General features: G+C 60.6%; 16 protein-coding genes and 1 tRNA gene. 7 read left to right on the forward strand and 10 right to left on the reverse strand.

The window, feature by feature from the left end; all coding sequences use genetic code 11:
* Nucleotides 1-247: 247 nt before the first annotated feature.
* Entirely contained in the window at nt 248-634 is a 387-nt protein-coding gene (locus J1C49_RS13865; protein WP_227446429.1) for a thiol-disulfide oxidoreductase DCC family protein, read from the reverse strand.
* 144 nt (nt 635-778) lie between these two features.
* Here J1C49_RS13865 and J1C49_RS13870 point away from each other — a divergent pair, with 144 nt between their 5' ends.
* From J1C49_RS13870 to J1C49_RS13880, 3 genes are all read left to right on the forward strand, one after another.
* Nucleotides 779-1,510 carry a M48 family metallopeptidase gene (locus tag J1C49_RS13870; protein WP_227446430.1) on the forward strand — a complete coding sequence of 244 codons (732 nt, stop codon included), beginning with the start codon at nt 779-781 and terminating at the stop codon, nt 1,508-1,510.
* Between the two features lie 93 nt (nt 1,511-1,603).
* Nucleotides 1,604-1,861 (forward strand): DUF6455 family protein, encoded by a 258-nt coding sequence (locus J1C49_RS13875; RefSeq protein WP_227446431.1) that lies wholly within the window; start codon nt 1,604-1,606, stop codon nt 1,859-1,861.
* Nucleotides 1,854-2,150, forward strand: a complete 297-nt coding sequence (locus J1C49_RS13880; protein ID WP_227446432.1) for a DUF6455 family protein — start codon at nt 1,854-1,856, stop codon at nt 2,148-2,150. Before J1C49_RS13875 ends, J1C49_RS13880 begins: the two co-directional genes overlap by 8 nt.
* A 243-nt stretch (nt 2,151-2,393) precedes the next feature.
* Here the strand turns inward: J1C49_RS13880 and J1C49_RS13885 are convergent, their stop codons facing one another.
* On the reverse strand, nt 2,394-3,374 hold the full coding sequence (locus J1C49_RS13885) for a complex I NDUFA9 subunit family protein (protein WP_227446433.1): 981 nt from the start codon (nt 3,372-3,374) through the stop codon (nt 2,394-2,396).
* A gap of 149 nt (nt 3,375-3,523) precedes the next feature.
* Here J1C49_RS13885 and J1C49_RS13890 point away from each other — a divergent pair.
* A tRNA-Leu gene (locus J1C49_RS13890) sits at nt 3,524-3,609 on the forward strand.
* 662 nt (nt 3,610-4,271) lie between these two features.
* On the opposite strand, the gene J1C49_RS13895 is transcribed toward J1C49_RS13890, so the two are convergent.
* The 8 genes from J1C49_RS13895 to J1C49_RS13930 form a co-directional block, all read right to left on the reverse strand.
* A complete protein-coding gene (locus J1C49_RS13895) occupies nt 4,272-4,823 on the reverse strand; it encodes a hypothetical protein (RefSeq protein WP_227446434.1) in 552 nt (183 codons plus the stop codon).
* A gap of 326 nt (nt 4,824-5,149) precedes the next feature.
* Complete coding sequence (locus J1C49_RS13900) at nt 5,150-6,646, reverse strand: YfjI family protein (RefSeq protein ID WP_227446435.1); 1,497 nt, start codon at nt 6,644-6,646, stop codon at nt 5,150-5,152.
* Nucleotides 6,643-7,530, reverse strand: a complete 888-nt coding sequence (locus tag J1C49_RS13905; RefSeq protein ID WP_227446436.1) for a toprim domain-containing protein — start codon at nt 7,528-7,530, stop codon at nt 6,643-6,645. The genes J1C49_RS13900 and J1C49_RS13905 overlap by 4 nt, the downstream gene beginning before the upstream one ends.
* 94 nt (nt 7,531-7,624) lie before the next feature.
* The gene (locus tag J1C49_RS13910; RefSeq protein ID WP_227446437.1) at nt 7,625-8,029 is read right to left on the reverse strand and encodes a hypothetical protein; all 405 of its coding nucleotides are present in this window, start codon (nt 8,027-8,029) and stop codon (nt 7,625-7,627) included.
* A gap of 1 nt (nt 8,030) precedes the next feature.
* Nucleotides 8,031-8,213, reverse strand: a complete 183-nt coding sequence (locus J1C49_RS13915; RefSeq protein WP_227446438.1) for an AlpA family transcriptional regulator — start codon at nt 8,211-8,213, stop codon at nt 8,031-8,033.
* A gap of 75 nt (nt 8,214-8,288) precedes the next feature.
* The gene (locus J1C49_RS13920) at nt 8,289-8,801 is read right to left on the reverse strand and encodes a hypothetical protein (protein WP_227446439.1); all 513 of its coding nucleotides are present in this window, start codon (nt 8,799-8,801) and stop codon (nt 8,289-8,291) included.
* A gap of 236 nt (nt 8,802-9,037) precedes the next feature.
* On the reverse strand, nt 9,038-10,234 hold the full coding sequence (locus tag J1C49_RS13925; RefSeq protein WP_227446440.1) for a site-specific integrase: 1,197 nt from the start codon (nt 10,232-10,234) through the stop codon (nt 9,038-9,040).
* A gap of 592 nt (nt 10,235-10,826) precedes the next feature.
* The gene (locus J1C49_RS13930; RefSeq protein ID WP_227446441.1) at nt 10,827-10,997 is read right to left on the reverse strand and encodes a hypothetical protein; all 171 of its coding nucleotides are present in this window, start codon (nt 10,995-10,997) and stop codon (nt 10,827-10,829) included.
* 292 nt (nt 10,998-11,289) lie between these two features.
* Here J1C49_RS13930 and J1C49_RS13935 point away from each other — a divergent pair, with 292 nt between their 5' ends.
* The 3 genes from J1C49_RS13935 to J1C49_RS13945 all read left to right on the forward strand — a co-directional run bounded on the left by J1C49_RS13935 (nt 11,290) and on the right by J1C49_RS13945 (nt 15,532).
* Complete coding sequence (locus tag J1C49_RS13935; protein WP_227446442.1) at nt 11,290-13,134, forward strand: calcium-binding protein; 1,845 nt, start codon at nt 11,290-11,292, stop codon at nt 13,132-13,134.
* Between the two features lie 443 nt (nt 13,135-13,577).
* The gene (locus J1C49_RS13940) at nt 13,578-13,907 is read left to right on the forward strand and encodes a hypothetical protein (protein ID WP_227446443.1); all 330 of its coding nucleotides are present in this window, start codon (nt 13,578-13,580) and stop codon (nt 13,905-13,907) included.
* Nucleotides 13,904-15,532 carry a methyl-accepting chemotaxis protein gene (locus J1C49_RS13945; protein ID WP_227446444.1) on the forward strand — a complete coding sequence of 543 codons (1,629 nt, stop codon included), beginning with the start codon at nt 13,904-13,906 and terminating at the stop codon, nt 15,530-15,532. Before J1C49_RS13940 ends, J1C49_RS13945 begins: the two co-directional genes overlap by 4 nt.
* Nucleotides 15,533-15,753 lie beyond the last annotated feature (221 nt).

The raw sequence follows: 15,753 nt of genomic DNA on the forward strand, positions 1-15,753 counted from the left end.
CGAAAAGTGGGAACCGGTTTTCGGGATGAAATGCGCGAGGTGTGGGCAGAGCGCATTCCGAAAAGTGGGAACCGGTTTTCGGGATGAAATGCGCGCGGTGTGGGCAGAGCGCATTCCGAAAAGTGGGCCGCTGTCATCACGGCAGCGCTTTCCCCGTGGATGTCGGTGAAAGCCCTTGCGGCGGTCGGCCCCGCCGGGCCCGTGCGAGACGCGCCGGAGGGGCGACGAGCCGCCCTTGGCCGCTTTGTCAGCCGATATGACGCAGCCGGCCCTTCCGCTCCCTGCGTTTGTGAAACGCAAACAGAAGTGGCGCGAGCGCTCGGTCATAAACGACGCGCGCCAGCGGCGCGATGATCGGCAGGCGCACGAAGCGCGCCAGCCAGCGCAGCCTTGGCATTTCGTCCCAGAGCAACGCGAAGGCGTCAACGCCGGAGACAAGCGTCCCGTCCTTGAGCACATGAAAACGGCGTGCGGCCTCGTCCTGTGTCAGGCCAAACCGCGACAGCGCGCTTTGAGACAGCCCCGCATAGGCGATATCCAGCCCAAGCCGTCCGGTCGCGCGCTTGTAGGACGCCACCTCACGCGCGCAGATCGGGCATGTGTCATTGTAGATTACTGTCAGTTTTTCATCCATAACCGTGCATGTAGGGCGACAGGCTCCGGCTCCTAGTTCACGAAACTGCGACCTGCGGCGGCGCGATCGGGGGTGGTCGGATCGCCTGCCACGGGCCATATTCAGAAAAGTGAAACAAACCAAAGCGATCCAGAGGTTCAAACGATGCGCATCCTAGCTCTGATTGTTGGTGCCCTGATGCTTGCGGCCTGCGAGCCCGTGGTCGTGGCAACCGGAACGCCGGATCGGCCGGATGCCCCCGATGCGCAGGCAGAGCGGCCTTTTCCGCCGGGCATTTCGGCCGAAGCGGCGCGCGCCGCACGGCAATTCCTGTCGGTGGTCGAAACCGTCGAACCCGTGGCCGAGCGTGAATGCCGACGCCTGACACGCGGGACCAATTGCGATTTTCTGATCGTTGTGGATGACACCCCCGGTCAGCCGCCCAACGCGTTTCAGACCGAGGATCGTTTTGGACGCCCAATTCTTGCGTTCAATCTCGGGTTGATTGCTTCCGTGCGCAATGCCGATGAGCTGGCCTTCATCATGGGTCATGAGGCGGCGCATCACGTTCTTGGCCATCTTGAGCGCACCCGCCAGAATGCCGCCGCCGGGGCGGTGATTGCCTCGGGCATCGCCGCGATCACCGGGGCGAGCGCCGAGGCCGTGCGCTATGCCGAGCGGCAAGGGGCCGCGGTGGGCGCGCGCAGCTATTCCAAGGTGTTCGAGCTTGAAGCCGACCAGCTTGGCACGGTGATCACGGCGCGCGCGGGGTACAATCCGGTTCGCGGCGCGGAATTTTTTACGCGCATCCCGGATCCGGGCAACCGTTTTCTGGGCACGCATCCACCCAATGCGCAGCGCATGGAGATCGTGCGCCGCACCGCCGCCGGGCTCTAGACCCCGGCGCAGCTGCAACATGACCTGAATCAAAGCCCTGCGCCCCGGGACAGCCTAAAGTCGAAGCCGACACACAGGGCGAAGGAGCGAGACATGCAAAGCCAGGCGACGCTGAAGCGGCATGCGGGATTGGTCGACAGGATGGCAACGGCGCAGGGCATCGACCTCGAGGAGGAGATGTTGCGCGGCAAGATGTCGATCCCGGATCTGGAGGACGCTGTGTTGCGGTGCACCGGCTGTTCCAAGCCCTGCGCCTGCGAGCGGTTTCTGGACACGGTGCAGGCGCCAATCGACTCCGCGCCGAGCTATTGCCGGAACCGGGATCTGTTTGCGGAGCTGTCTGGTGACTGAGCAAAGCGGATTGCATCAGGGCCGCCCGATCCGGCTTGGGCCGGTCATGCCGCATGTCTGGAAGGTCAAGCGCATGGCGAAGGCCAATTCGGTGGACCTGTCTGCCGCCTTGCAGGCCGGGGCGCTCTCCGTTGACGATTGGGCCCGGATGGTCACCCGCTGCCGCGGGTGTCAGTGGGTGGATGGTTGCGCCACGTGGCTGGACCGGACCGAAAAGGCCGATCATGCGCCGGAGGCCTGTCTGAACCGGGACGCGCTTGCGCGCCTACGGGCGGAAGACCCCGCCTGACGACGCGCAAGGAGTGGGGGAGGGCGCCGGAGGAGGCTGGCTTCCGGCGTCCGTTCCTCGTTTTCGGGATCAGCCGGACTGTCCGATCTTGAGGTCGACGGGTCGTGAACACGGCTCGGAACGATTGTCAGCAGTGTTTTTCACGGAAAACGAGAAAAGGGCCGTAGCGGACGGCCCTTTTTTGCATGGTGGACAGGGTTGGTGCTCCTGTCCGTAACTGTATCCGTATCCGTGTCTGTGCGATCAGGCGCGCAGGTTCTTGGCGGAATCCTTGATTTCCGCATACTGGCCCGAGGGGCGGAAACGCCAGAGATATTCCGGCAGGACGGCCTCCATCGAAGTAGGCTCGATTCCCAGCTCCGCGAATCCCTTGGCGTCCTCTGCCACCACGTTATCACGGCGCAGGCTTTTGACCTGATCGGCGGTGATCTGGGCGGGGATCAGCCCGCCAGAGAGGCTTTGGACAAAATCACTTACGGATCCGATGACCGCCGCAGCGAAAAACGGAATGTTGAGGATCAGACGCCGGCGGCGGATCTCCTTGAGCATGATCTGCATCAGCTCACGGAAACTGTTCACATCCGGTCCGCCCAGCTCGTAGATGCCCGGCTCGGCTGCGCCGGTCACGCCCATGACGGCCGCTTGAGCCACATCATCCACATAGACGCTCTGGAATTTCGTATTGGCCCCGACAACCGGCAGCGCCGGGGTCAGGCGCGTCATGGAGGCAAAGCGATTGAAGAACTGGTCTTCGGGTCCGAAGATCACCGAAGGGCGCAGGATCATCGCCGAGGGGAACGCGTCGAGCACGCCCGCCTCTCCGGCGGCCTTGGATTGCGCGTAGAGGCTTTCGGACTCGGCATCTGCGCCGATGGCGGAAAGATGCACCATGCGGGAGACGCCTTCTTCGGTCGCGATACGGGCGATTCGCGCAGCACCCTCGTTCTGGACGGCATCAAAATTGTTCTTGCCGGATTTGTCGAACGTGCCGACGCAATTGACCACCGCATCGGCACCATGGGTGGCGGCACGCACGCTGTCATCATCGCGAATGTTGCAGAAGATCGGCTCGACCTGTCCCACAGCGCCATAGGGGCGTACGAAAATGGCTTCGTTGGGGCGGCGCACTGCAACGCGGACACGCCAGCCCTTCTTGGCCATGCGGCGGGCGATGTAGCGCCCGACAAAGCCGGAGCCGCCAAAAATCGTAACAAGCTTGGACATCGGGTCTCTCCCTGATCGCGCCTTCAGGGGGCAGGGATAACGGCGCGGGGCAACGCCCGCAAGATGTGCGATTGCCGCGTCTGCGAGAAGGATGAAAATCCCGTTGACAGCCCCTTCTTACCAGCTTAAACGCCCACCTCACGACACCGGCCCAGGTGGCGGAATGGTAGACGCGCTAGCTTCAGGTGCTAGTGTCCGTATGGACGTGGAGGTTCGAGTCCTCTCCTGGGCACCATAAAATCCCCTCAAGGTCTTGAAATAAAAAATTATTTTCTACGGGGATTGATTTCTATCCCCCTAAATATCCCCCTAATGGCCGGTGATGCCTCGCGCGCGCGGGGGATTGCTGTATTAGCGTTGAACGCATGTTTGACGGGCGGTTTCCGGGGCATTGATGGTCAGGACTGGTCCACCCCCTAATGTTCGCTCAGAGAAGTGGCCTTTTTCCGACCTGCGCGCACCAGCGTTGAGACAAGAACGCGCAAACGTGTTGTCTCGGTGCTTCGCCCGCCGTGCTTCCAGTTTGGATGGGCTTTGCCCGCCTTTGCACCGCCGTGTGCGCCGTGCATCCGGCACACATTCCATCCACGAACCGCAGGGGCGCGACACGGCTTGCCTGTTCGTTTAGATTTCGCAGAGCAACGCAGAGAGGAATGGGCCGCTTCCATTTGCTTACTTAACTTGGAGAGTTTCATGATTGACCGGATTCTAATTATAGCGCTTGTCGTGGGTGTCTGGACGCTGGCGTTGAAGCCAATACAAATTGACGCTCACAGTGGGCAGTATTGTGAGATTTCTGGTGAGGGATGGGGCGAATTGGATGGAGATGAAGTTTATGTTCACAGTTTGTCTGGAACGGCATATTGCCACTAAAATCTCTTTTGCATGGGGTTAGCGTCACTTTTCTTCGCGGCCCCACCCCCCGGATTCCACATTGCCAACGACAGCTTGCCCGCCGCTTTCAACGGTCACGCGTTCGACGCGCACGGTCTGTTGCCCCTTCGAGCGGTAGCGCTTGAGCGTGTCCATCTGCGCCGCATAGCTGCGCGCCAGCTTGTTTACGGCCCGTTCGGCGGCATCTTGTTGCGGGATGGTTGTTACATGGTTCAGGCGGCGTGCCATCATCATCATGGCTTGGTGTGTTGCCGCCATTTGTGTGAGCAACAGGGCTTCGGCGGAGTCGCGTGGCTCCATGGCGTCCACGAAGCCTAACGCAAAGTTGGCCGCGCCTTCGTCAACACGCTTCCCATGAGATCCAACAGACGCAATTTGCCCAATCAATTCTACCGCGACCGCCTTGCCAGTGCGTTTGTTAGACAAGCGCGTGTAGTCGCCCTTGACCTCAATTCGCAGCGTCTTGGTGTCATCTTCAAAGACCGTGAGGCTCGGCGGGGTGCGCTCTGTCGGGTCTGAGCTTTCCGGCGCGATTGGCGCGCTGACGTTTTCCATGTCACTTCCCTTTTGACTACTTCCAAGTTTGGGTGAGGCCGCACCAATTACGCCCGTCCGGTCCGTGCTTTTCCCACGCGTTCAGCTTGCGCCATTCCGTCAAAGACACGATGCGGCCCGTCCATGTGCGTGGTCGGCCCGCGACTGATACGCCATGGCGGAACATGTCGGGTTCGTGATTTGTGACTTGGGGCGTTGCGACACTTGCGACTTTTGCGACATTTGGGGCGGAACGCTTGGCCTGTGTCGCGGTTGTCGCAAATGTCGCAAGGGGCTGTGTGTCTGTTTTCTGTTCGCCCTCAAGTTCCGCCAGCGCGGCAGTTGCATCAAACCACATTACCGCCATCCTTCACAATGCGCCACGCTTCGGCCCGAGCCGCGCCGCGCACCATTGCGCCTGCATCCAGCCGCGCAAGCCATCCGTGTGTTTCTAGGATAGCGAGCGCCGCGCGCGCCTTCGGGCTTTCGCGCAGCGGGTTTGGTCCCAGTCTGACCACATCGCGCGCCATCACATCGGGATGCGGCCAACTTTCCAAAAGCCATTTCCGCAAGGCTTCGGCCTTGTCGATTTCCGCTGAGATGGTTGCAGCGCTTGCGAGCCGAGAAGCCTCAGAGAGATAGAATTGCGCCAAGGTGATAGCATCGGCCATAACTTCAGCTTGCACGGTCTGCGCTTGCAAATCCGCCCAGAGCGTCAGCACACCGGCGATGCGCGCGGCCTGTTCCGCCGCCTTGGACGCGGTGCCGGTGATATGCGCAAGGTCGCCGTCGGAGGCTTGTTCGGTTTCGATGGTGTCCGCAAACTGCGCCAACAATCTGTTCGCGTCAGGAGCAAGCCCAAGGATGCGCGGGCGCAGTTCGCGGGTGTCCGAATCCATTGGTAGAGGCGTATCCAAAATGGCGCGCAACCGGTCTTCAAAAGCCCTCAAGGCGGCGTCATCCCGTCGCGCGTTCGCCTGCATCCGCGTGCCGATGGCGCTGGGCGGTTCGCACATCAAGAAGCGCGGCAGAAAGCCCGTATCCGCCGCCAGCGGGTCAGCCATGAAGCCCCGGGCCACGGTCGGTTGCACCATTAGATGCACCGCCAGCCGTCTTCCGTAGAGCGTCGCGTGCCCGTCGCCCGCGCGCGTGCGCCGGATGGGATTGCCTTGCCAAAGGTCATTGAGCGCGGCCAGCGTCTTTTGCCGGTTGTCCGAGTTCATGGCGTGTCCGCCGAGAAATTGCCCGCCCTCATCCGAGAACAGTCCAAGGCTTGGCTGGCCTGTGGCAAAGAGCTTGGTCAGCCCTTCGAATGTCGGTTCGGACACGGTGCGGTCAGCCGATGGCGGCGCGGCAGGCTCCGCGCCCAGCGCTTCGAGGTCGGCCTGTGCCGCTGTGCGCTTTTCGCCTTTGCCTTTTTTGGCGTCGGCAAGGATGCGGTCGCGCGCCCCTTTCCAGAGCGCGTGTTCATTGGCCCAGCTTTGCATGGCCTCGCGCTGGATTTGCGCCTGTTCCCGCTCATGCTCGCGCAGCGCAGCAATAAACGGGGCATCGCAAGCCGATTTGCGTTCGCCGCTGCGTGCAATGGTCAGCGCATAGAGCGACAACGCGCGCGGCCCGCCCAATGTCTGCACATCGGCAAAGCCCTGCACTGCCAGCGAGGCCACCGCCAGCGCGGATTGTGCGGGGATGGCGACCGGGGCCAGGGTGATTCCTTGCACCGCTTCGACAGCATCGCGCAGTGGCCCGAGCGCGTGAATGGGATAGGCGGCACCGGGGGCGATTTCGCGCACCAAGGGTTGCGGGCCTTCAGGTGTGTATGGGATGGGTTGGGGCGCGTTCATGTCGTTTCCCGTTTCATTGTCAAAATGTCGTTCCAGTCGCGGCCATCCGGGGCAGGCAAAAGCGAGACGGTCCAGCCCAGCGCATGTGCCCGCATGGCCAAAACGTTTGCGGCGTCGCGGCCTGCCTTGTCGCCATCCGGGGCGAGGATCAGTCGCCCCGGCGGGTCGGGCAGGCGTAGCGCACGGATGCCGGATGTAGAGAGCGCGGCCCAAGCGCTCGCAGGGCCGCGTAGCAGGCCAGAGGCGAGGCTCAGCGCGGTCTCTACGCCCTCTGCCACTGCTAGAGGCCCCGGTGCATCAGTGATGCGCACAGCGCCTCCAGCCGTGGTGCCCAGCATCATCTTAGCCGGATCAACCTCGGCCTTGCCCGAGCCATCGGCGCGCAGGTAGGTGCGATGCACGGCCATGCCGTCGCCGCCTTCCACCAGAGCCACCATTGCCGGATGCCGCTTGGCAGTGGGTCCATGCCAGCAGGCAGGATGAAAGCGCAGCGTATCCGGCAGGGGGCAGGTGATGCCCCGAGCCTTGCGGAGATAGGTTTCCGCTGGCGTGCCATTGACGGGCACGGCGTCGTCCCAAGCCCGCTTGGCCTGCGCCGCACGCTTTGCAGCCTCGGCCCGCTGTTCTGCGTCCCGCTTGGCAAGCGTCGCCGCGTCCGGGGGGCAGTAATCCCCTGGGCGCAGTCCCGCCGCCGCCAGAATGTCGAGAAAGGCGCACGCGCTTTTCTTGCAATTGAGCACCAGCCGCCCGTTGCGGCCATCGGCCAAGGTCAAAGCGGTCTGGTCCTTGTCGCGCTGGGGCTGGCATACGGGGCAGGATGCCACCCCGTATCTGTGATACCACTTGCCGCCCAGTGTTTGGGTCAGGTCACGGGCTTCGCTCATGTGCCTGTGCCCCAAATAAGAGCCGCCAGCGCATTTGCCTGCGCTTCGGTCAGACCATGCAGGCGACGCAAGTAGAGGATTTGCAAGCGGTTCACTATGCACCCCCTTTCCGGTCAAGGACCACATCGCAGCGCAGCACATAGCGCCCGTGATAGCCCGGAAAGTCGCCCTCATGCGGTTCGGTAACGGTCTCAATCTCAAGCCCGAGTTCGCGCAGGTTGAACACATAAGCGCTCCAACGCGGGGCCGGGTTGTCGATAGGCGTGCAGCCGTTTGTCCCGGCCTTGCGCAGTTCTTCGAGCGCCCAGCGGTCCCGGCCTTGGACAGCGATTGTGAAAGTCTCGCCGGTGCCGGTTTTTACGCGATAGGGCACACCGCGTTTGTGGCCTGTGGCTTTGGGCTGTGTTACGGTTTGGGGATGAGCCGCGTTAGCATGGCTTTCTGCCCGGCCCGGGTCCTGCTCCAACAGGGTCCGGGCCATTTTCGTTTCGCCGCTCATATTACGCAACCTCATCGCGCAGGCCGCGCAGATGGTCGTCAAGCTCGGTTTCGGCCCAGTAGATCCGGCCACCGAGCTTTATCGGTTGCGGCAAGCGTCCAGCGGCGAGGTCGCCATAAATCGCGCTCCGGGAACGGTTGCCCAGTTTGGCGCGCAATTCGGTCAGGGTGAGGTATTTTTCCATTTCGCACTGTCCTTTCGAATAAGGTGCAGTGCAAAAATGACCAGTTCTGAACGAGTGTGATATTGCGGAATAATTCTAGAAATTATTTCGCAAGGCATTTGCAGCTTTCCATATATCTCGAGCCGTCTGCGGTGTTTGCGCCGTGTTCGGATGGATCGCAGCAATTTCAGACCAAGAGGCACCAACCTCTCGGGCGTCAAGTGTTCTGAGATAGGCAAGCCATTTCATTGGCTGTTTTCGCTTGGTGGGGGGAGTTTCCCCAACTTCATATTTTTGAACAAATTTTAAGAAGTGTTCGGCCTCGCGAAGAAGCTCTGAAACTGATTTTTTAAGGTCAAAACTGATAACTGCACGATACTGCCCCACCTCCATTGGAACCGTGTGCCGATAACGGCGCTCTAGATGCTCAACTTCCTCTTCGTCTAACTTCCTCAGGTATGGCTCAAGAGCGTCGAGTGTAGATGTAAAGTCCATTGGGGAGGAATAGATTTGAGAATAGTTTATGGGAAAAGGTTCTAAGAGTTCTTCGGGGTGATTTGATACGGATGGATCCGGCAGTCTCCAATGATATCCGAGAAACTCATGCACGTCTGGACTGCAGCTAACGTATACGTAGTGGCCGGGCGTTCCCCGCGGCGCACGGTCTCTATACCGGAAGTCATCCTCTCCAAAAAATCGCCTATCGTTTTCTTCAATATCTAGAAAAGCCTCTCGGATTTCTGGCCGGCGTCTATTAAACTCCCATCGCCAACGGTTGAAAGACACGCCCCGCTTAAGACTATGATATTGAGTTTCGTCTCGCCAATCAGGAATGCCCCATTCATTCATTTACTTGCCCCCACTAACGCTACGACATGCCCCACACCACCCGTCACATGGTTAGCCCAGCGCTGCGTCAGCTTCGCGCGCTGTTCGAGGTAATCCGTGCGCCGATAGGCCCGCACGACGCCCCCATCCACCACATGCGCCAGCATCGCCTCGGCAACCTCGTGCGGGGCGTCGGTTGCTTCGGCCAGCCACGTGCGCAGGCTGGTGCGAAAACCATGCGGGCGCGCTTCCAAACCTCGTCGCTCCATGTGCCGTGAAAGTGTCATGTCGCTAATCACACCGCCCCGTGTATTCGGAAACAGATAACCGTTCCGGGCGTGCGGGCGCGCTAGGTCGATCACACGCTGGGCTTCTGCCGACAGGGGCACCCGAAAATCAGAGGTTGCGCCTTTACGGCCCTTCATCGCCTCGGCTGGCACGGTCCACACGTCGCCTTCGATTTGGTCCAGTCGCAGATTGCGCAACGGCCCCGAGCGCACGCCGGTCAGGATGAGCAAGCGCAGAGCCAAATGGGTCAGCGTCGGTTCTTCGAGGCTTGCATAGAAGTTTGGCACATCGCGCCAGTCCATCGCCGGTATATGCTTTGGCACATGCCGCGTTTTGCCCAGTAACGCCTTGGCCTTGTCGGTCGCTTGCAGATCCACATCCAAGCCCAGCGCCGCCGCGTGCTTCATCACGATTGAAAGGCGGTTCATGGCCTTGCGCGCCGTGTCGGCCTTCGTATGCCAGATGGGGGCCAGCGTATCGCGAATGTCGCGCTGGTCTAGTTCTGTCACCGGCACTTTGCCCAGCTTCGGTAAGACGTGAAGGTTCAGAGGCGACAGCCAACGTCCCGCCGTGCCATCGCCTTTGAGTTCAGCCTTGCGGGCTTCGAACGCATCCGCCGTGATGATGGCAAGCGATATATCCTCGCGCCGCGCGGCCCGTTCTTCGGCTTCACGTTCCTTGATGGGGTTGCGTCCCGCCGCCGCGACCTTGCGCCAGCGTTCGCCCTGTTTGCGGGCTTCGGCCAAAGACACGGTTGGAAAACCACCCAAGCCCATTTCCTTGCGCCTGCCATAAACGGTCACACGCTGCACCCACTGCGCCCCGCCATCCTCGCGCTTCACCAGCCAAAGCCCTGCGCCGTCGCAGTGTTTGCCCACTGGAGCGGATTTAACGAATTGGGCCGAAAGCCTGTTCTGTGCACGCATTTCGTATCCCCCTAAATATCCACCCTAGGCTAGTGGATAAGGATGGACACGACAAGACATGACAGGACAAGATCAGTCATATTTTAAGGGGGATACACCCAAGGAAAAACAAAGAAAAACAAGACAAAACAGTATGTTGCTGCCTCTCCTGGGCACCACTACTCCCAGAATGGTATTCTTTTCGCTCCAGCGTTTCGCAGTTGCGAGGAGCTGTAGGGCGTGTCGGTGATCATGTTACCTTCGTGAAATCTGGTGTCTTCCGTTCCAGTTGTCGCATTCCCCCTGAGCAAAAACACCCCGCCACGCATCGCCTTTTCGCTTCGCGCGAAAATCCGCCCGGATCGCCGAGGCGGGAGCCAGACGCGCTTTTGATCGGTTGGACGCGTGCCGGTTTCACTTGGTGTTTCGGGCTGCGGATATCCCTGGCAGGCACCTCTTGTGCCGGGACCCTCAACAACAGGCGGATAACGTGGCGGGAAACCCGGCGGCGAGGCGCACCAGATGGTCAGCGGTTTGATCTGCGGTAAACTGCGCATCCCGCAAGGTCTCCGGGATGCGCGCGCAGCACGGCAAAGACAGTGGACAGACCGACTTAAAGCGGCAGATTGCGCGGAAAAAGCAGGGCAGGGCAAACAGGCCCACCACCCGAAGAACGCAGGAACGCCCAGCCGATGGGGCGGCCTTCAAAGGTTCCAGCCCCATCGTCGGGGAGGAAGCCTTCGACAGGACCAAAGGACGTAAGCTGACCGGAACGATTGCTCATGTCACCGCTCGGTTTGCGCACAGTGATCCACGCGGTGCAATGACGCTCTTTGCAGCTTGACCCGGTGGACAGCCATCTCGTCGTTAATAGATCGAGCTGGCAAGCGCGAGGCCGCGCATGATCGGCGAGCCTGGGCCGAAGCCACCTCCTTTTTCGGGCCCGCCGAGGTCCTCCGCGCACCCGGGCACCGGGGGCAAACTTGACCGGGCGGGGCGAGCGCGCCTAAGCTTTCGGCCATTCACTTTGCTTAACGATATCCTTGCCGATCCTTTTCAATCGATTGGAGTGCGCCATGGCGACCATCGACCTTAGCAACCTGACCCAGTCGTTTTACATGTCATTGAGTGAGACGGCAGATTTTGCGTCTTTTGTCAGTTCGGGTGTGAATTTCTATTCCTATCTCAGCAGCGGTGGGCATCGGATCAGCTTGATCGGAACGGCTATTTTCCAGCCCATCGGCCAGATAACCGAAGTCCAGATCGATCTGGGCAACAACGACCCGTTCAATCCGGACGTGGTGATCACCGGGGTGAGTTTTCCCATCTCGGTTCTGAATTTCGCCGTCGGTCAGGAGGCCAATGACCTGTTGTGGAACGCGGTGCTTCAGGGCCCCACAACCAATACCACGTCGCCAACAGAAAACTACGCGATATTCGGCGACACAAGAACCTGGTCGTCTGGCTTGCTGGAGGCGGGCGATGACGCCTTTGTTTCAGAAAATGTGGCGTTCCAGACCGCAAATGGCGATGTTCAAACGGTGACCGGCGGCACGATGATCGGAGGGGATGATACGATCTCGGGCGCCATTCACGTTGGACTTGGCGATGCCGGACGCGTTGAGAACGGAACTGTTTTGGGCGGTGACGACACGTTCACAATGACCACTGTCTTCAACAGGGACAGTTTCACGCAGATCGTGGGAGATGTTCAAATCATCACGGATAGCACGGTGATTGGCGGGGACGACATCATCGATGTTTCGCTTGGAACAAGACGTTCCAATATCGCCGGAGAGGGGTTTGATGTGTCGGGCGCGTCGCTTGTGATCGGCGGGAACGATCTTATCCGCGGTGGCATCGTTGGTGGCACGCTCTTTGGCGATGTGAACAGGGTTAGTACCGATGGAGTGGTTTACGGCGGCGACGACACGGTCTTTGGCAACGTCGGGGACGACGAGATTTACGGCGATTTTGAAAGGGTGGATGAAGGCGCTGTCGCCTATGGCGGCAATGATAATCTCTTTGGCGGGGCGGGCGAAGACACGATCGTTGGCAATGGCGGCAACGATATGTTGAACGGCGGGGATGACAATGACACGCTTTTGGGCGGCGCCGACGCAGACACGTTGAACGGCGACGCGGGCGAAGACCGGCTCGAAGGGGAAACCGGCAATGACCTGCTGCGTGGTGGCAGTTTTGCAGACCGTCTGATCGGCGGTGCCGGAGACGACACGATCGACGGCGGCAGCAATTTCGATACCGTGCTCTACACGGGGATCTTCGCGCCTGTCGCGGTGAACCTTGAAGCGGGCACCGCGACGGGTGGTGCGGGCACGGACACGATTGTCCGGGTCGAGCATGTTTTCGGGTCGGCCTCAAACGACACGATCTACGGCACCCACCTGCATGGCAACCGTCTTGAGGGCAGCAATGGCAACGACACGATCTATGGGCTGGACGGGCGTGACACGATCCTGGGCGGCGACAGCAATGACCGGCTGTTGGGCGGGGATGACGTGGACCGGCTGCTGGGCGGCAACGGCAACGACTATATCGAAGGCGGCGCGGGCAAGGATTTTCTGACCGGCGGGCCGGGTGCGGATAATTTCGTCTTTCGCGCGATCGACCATACCGGTGTGGGTCGTTTTTTGCGCGATGAGATCCGCGATTTCGATGCGGGCGAAGGCGATATCGTGAACCTGTTCCTGATCGACGCCAACGTGCTTGCAGCCGGCAATCAGGCGTTCAGCTTTGCCGGCACAAGCTTTGGCGGCAACGCGGGCGAGCTGATCCTGAACGACTACGTCCTGAGCGGCGTCGACGTGACCATCGCGTCGCTGGACGTCGATGGCGACGCGATTGCCGATGGGCAGATCTACATCGTCGGAGGCGCCGGCGTGGGGGATTTCCTGCTATGATCCCAGCCGGCATCCGAGCGGAATAATGCACCACTGATCAGTGCCAGATCTCCCGGATTGCGGGCGTGAGCATGCTCCAGGACAGGTGGGCCGGTTTTTTGGGAAAGCGGCGGGTATGCGATCAGACGGTGCGCAGTGAGAACACGCTGTTGGCGGTGTGCATGTGGCGCCTCGACATAGGGATCGCCGGATGACTGGCCCGCAAAATGGGCCGATAACGGCGCTTCGTTTCGGGCTGCAATCGCTGGGGCATTGCGCCGACTGATCGGCGGTCGCCTTCCTGTTCCGATCCTGTCGTGTTTCGTTATCGCAACGACTTCTGTCCCGATGCGGACGGCATGCGGCGTCACGCAATGCCGTTGTGAGAGAGATTGCGTTAAATTGTTCTGAACAAATGTTTTTCATGGGCAAAGTATAAACCTGCATTGGGTACAAGGCCTTCCATGTCGAAGACCGCATTCGCGATTCTCATTGGGCTCACCTTATGTGCGCCGCCGATCTTGGGTTTGGCTGGCATGAGCCCCCCAACCGGCGCGCCGCGCCTGGTTCTCTTTCCGCCTTGGGAAGATGGCGCCGCGCTGGTCGAGAAAGCGGGTGGGAGCCCCGTTGGACCGGAGCAAGCCCCGATGGGCATACTCGCCTTTGCGGCGGATGGTGCTGCGTTTGATCGTCGTCTGCGGGAGATTGGCGCATGGGCGATCGTCGACGGCACGGTGCTGGCCCGTCTGTGCGGTCTTCAAACGACCGAATATTCTGAAGGAAAAGAGTTATGACTGCAGGTGTGATTGAGGGGGCCCGTTCCAAGGGGCAAAAGATCGTCCTCTGCGCAGCGGTGTTGCTCGCCGCAATACCGCCCTTGGTGGCACTTTTGCGCAGCATGCCGATGCTGCCCTATGCGGCGACCAGCCTCGGTCTGATCGTTCTTGCCATTGCCGCTTCACGGGGAGGCGGGCAGGTCGCTAGGCTTGCAGTGACCACGGCACTCATGGGCACCGTGATGCTCATCACGGCATCGCTCAGAGGCCACCCTTGGCAGCTGGACAGCCATATGCTCTACTTCGCGGCCCTTGCAGGCATTGTCGTTCTCGTGGACATCCGCGCCCTCCTTCTCGGAGCAGGGTTGGTGGCGGTTCAGCATGTCGCTTTCAGCGTTGCGGTCCCATCCCTGATTTACCCTGCCGCGGATCTTGTCACCAACCTTCAGCGCGCGGCGTTTCATGGCGTTGTTCTCGTCGCGGAAGCGGTGGCGCTCGTCTATACCGTCTTGCTGAGACAAAAGCAGGTCGCGCAGGCCGATGCCGACCAGGCGCGCGTCACACAGGCGCTGGCGGAAGCGCAGAAATCGAAGGCCTTGGCGGATGAGGCGCAGGCCGGTCAAGCGGAGGTGGTGACCGCTTTGCGCGGCACTTTGGCAAAGCTCGCAGATCGCGATCTGTCCGGGGTCATCGAGCAGGAATTTCCCGGTGAATACGACCAACTTCGAACGGATTTCAATACGGCGATCACGCAGTTGTCGGAAACGATTGCAGAGGTTACCGCGCGCGCTGTGGACTTGGCAGAAGGCGCAAACGAAATCACCGAGGCGACCAATGACCTGTCCAGACGCACGGAGACCCAGGCCGCGACGCTTGAGGAAACCGCCGCTGCTCTCGATGAAATCACCTCCTCGGTAAAATTGGCCGCGAATGGAGCTTCCAAGGTCGAAGAATACGTCACGGAAACCAAGGGCAAGGCCCGGGCATCTGGTGATCTGGTGAGTGCGGCTGTTTCGGCCATGTCCAGCATTGAAAAGCAATCGGACGAGATCCAGAATATCCTGAGCGTGATAGACGACATCGCCTTCCAGACCAACCTGTTGTCGCTCAACGCGGGTGTTGAGGCGGCGCGCGCCGGTGAAGCCGGGAAAGGCTTTGCTGTCGTTGCCACCGAAGTGCGCACATTGGCGCAGCGGTCTTCAGAAGCCGCCACTGACATCAAGAAAAAAATCTCGGGATCGAGCGAGAAAGTCGATGAAGGGGTCGAGATGGTCAGCCGGGTTGGCACCGCCCTGACGGACATTATCGAACGCGTGGATGAGATTTCGACTTACGTATCCGAGATTGCACGCACCACCGCGGAGCAAGCACAGGGGCTCAATGAGATCAACGCTGGCGTGGTCAGCCTCGACCGTGTCACCCAGCAGAACGCAGCAATGGTCGAGCAATGCACTGCCGCCGTTCATTCCTTCGGTGGTCATACCCGAGAGCTCCGCCTTTCGATGCAGCGCTTCGAATTGGCAGTTGGGGCGCGCGCGCCTCATTCCCGTTCCGACCCCGGCAGCACGGTCGTGGCATTCCCGGACGAACCAAGGATGGTGGACGGCTTGCCCAAACCTGCGAATGCAAGCGCGGGTCACTAAGAGGACGCTTGGGCTCGATCCGACCATGCAGCCATCTTGCGCATCGGACTGTCTCCGGACCTGCGGTGCACCCTGCATGACGGTTGGTTCGACCAATGGCCGCGCCGTCGTGAAGCCCAAGGGGTGCAAGACAGGATGCCGGTTGGTTGAGACGGTTGGCCTGAGTGTGGCGGAGGTTGACGTAAAAGGTCTGATCCCGATCCATCCCAAGACCGCCAGAA

Source organism: Cognatishimia sp. F0-27, assembly GCF_020667845.1.
GTDB lineage: Bacteria > Pseudomonadota > Alphaproteobacteria > Rhodobacterales > Rhodobacteraceae > JAFMPQ01.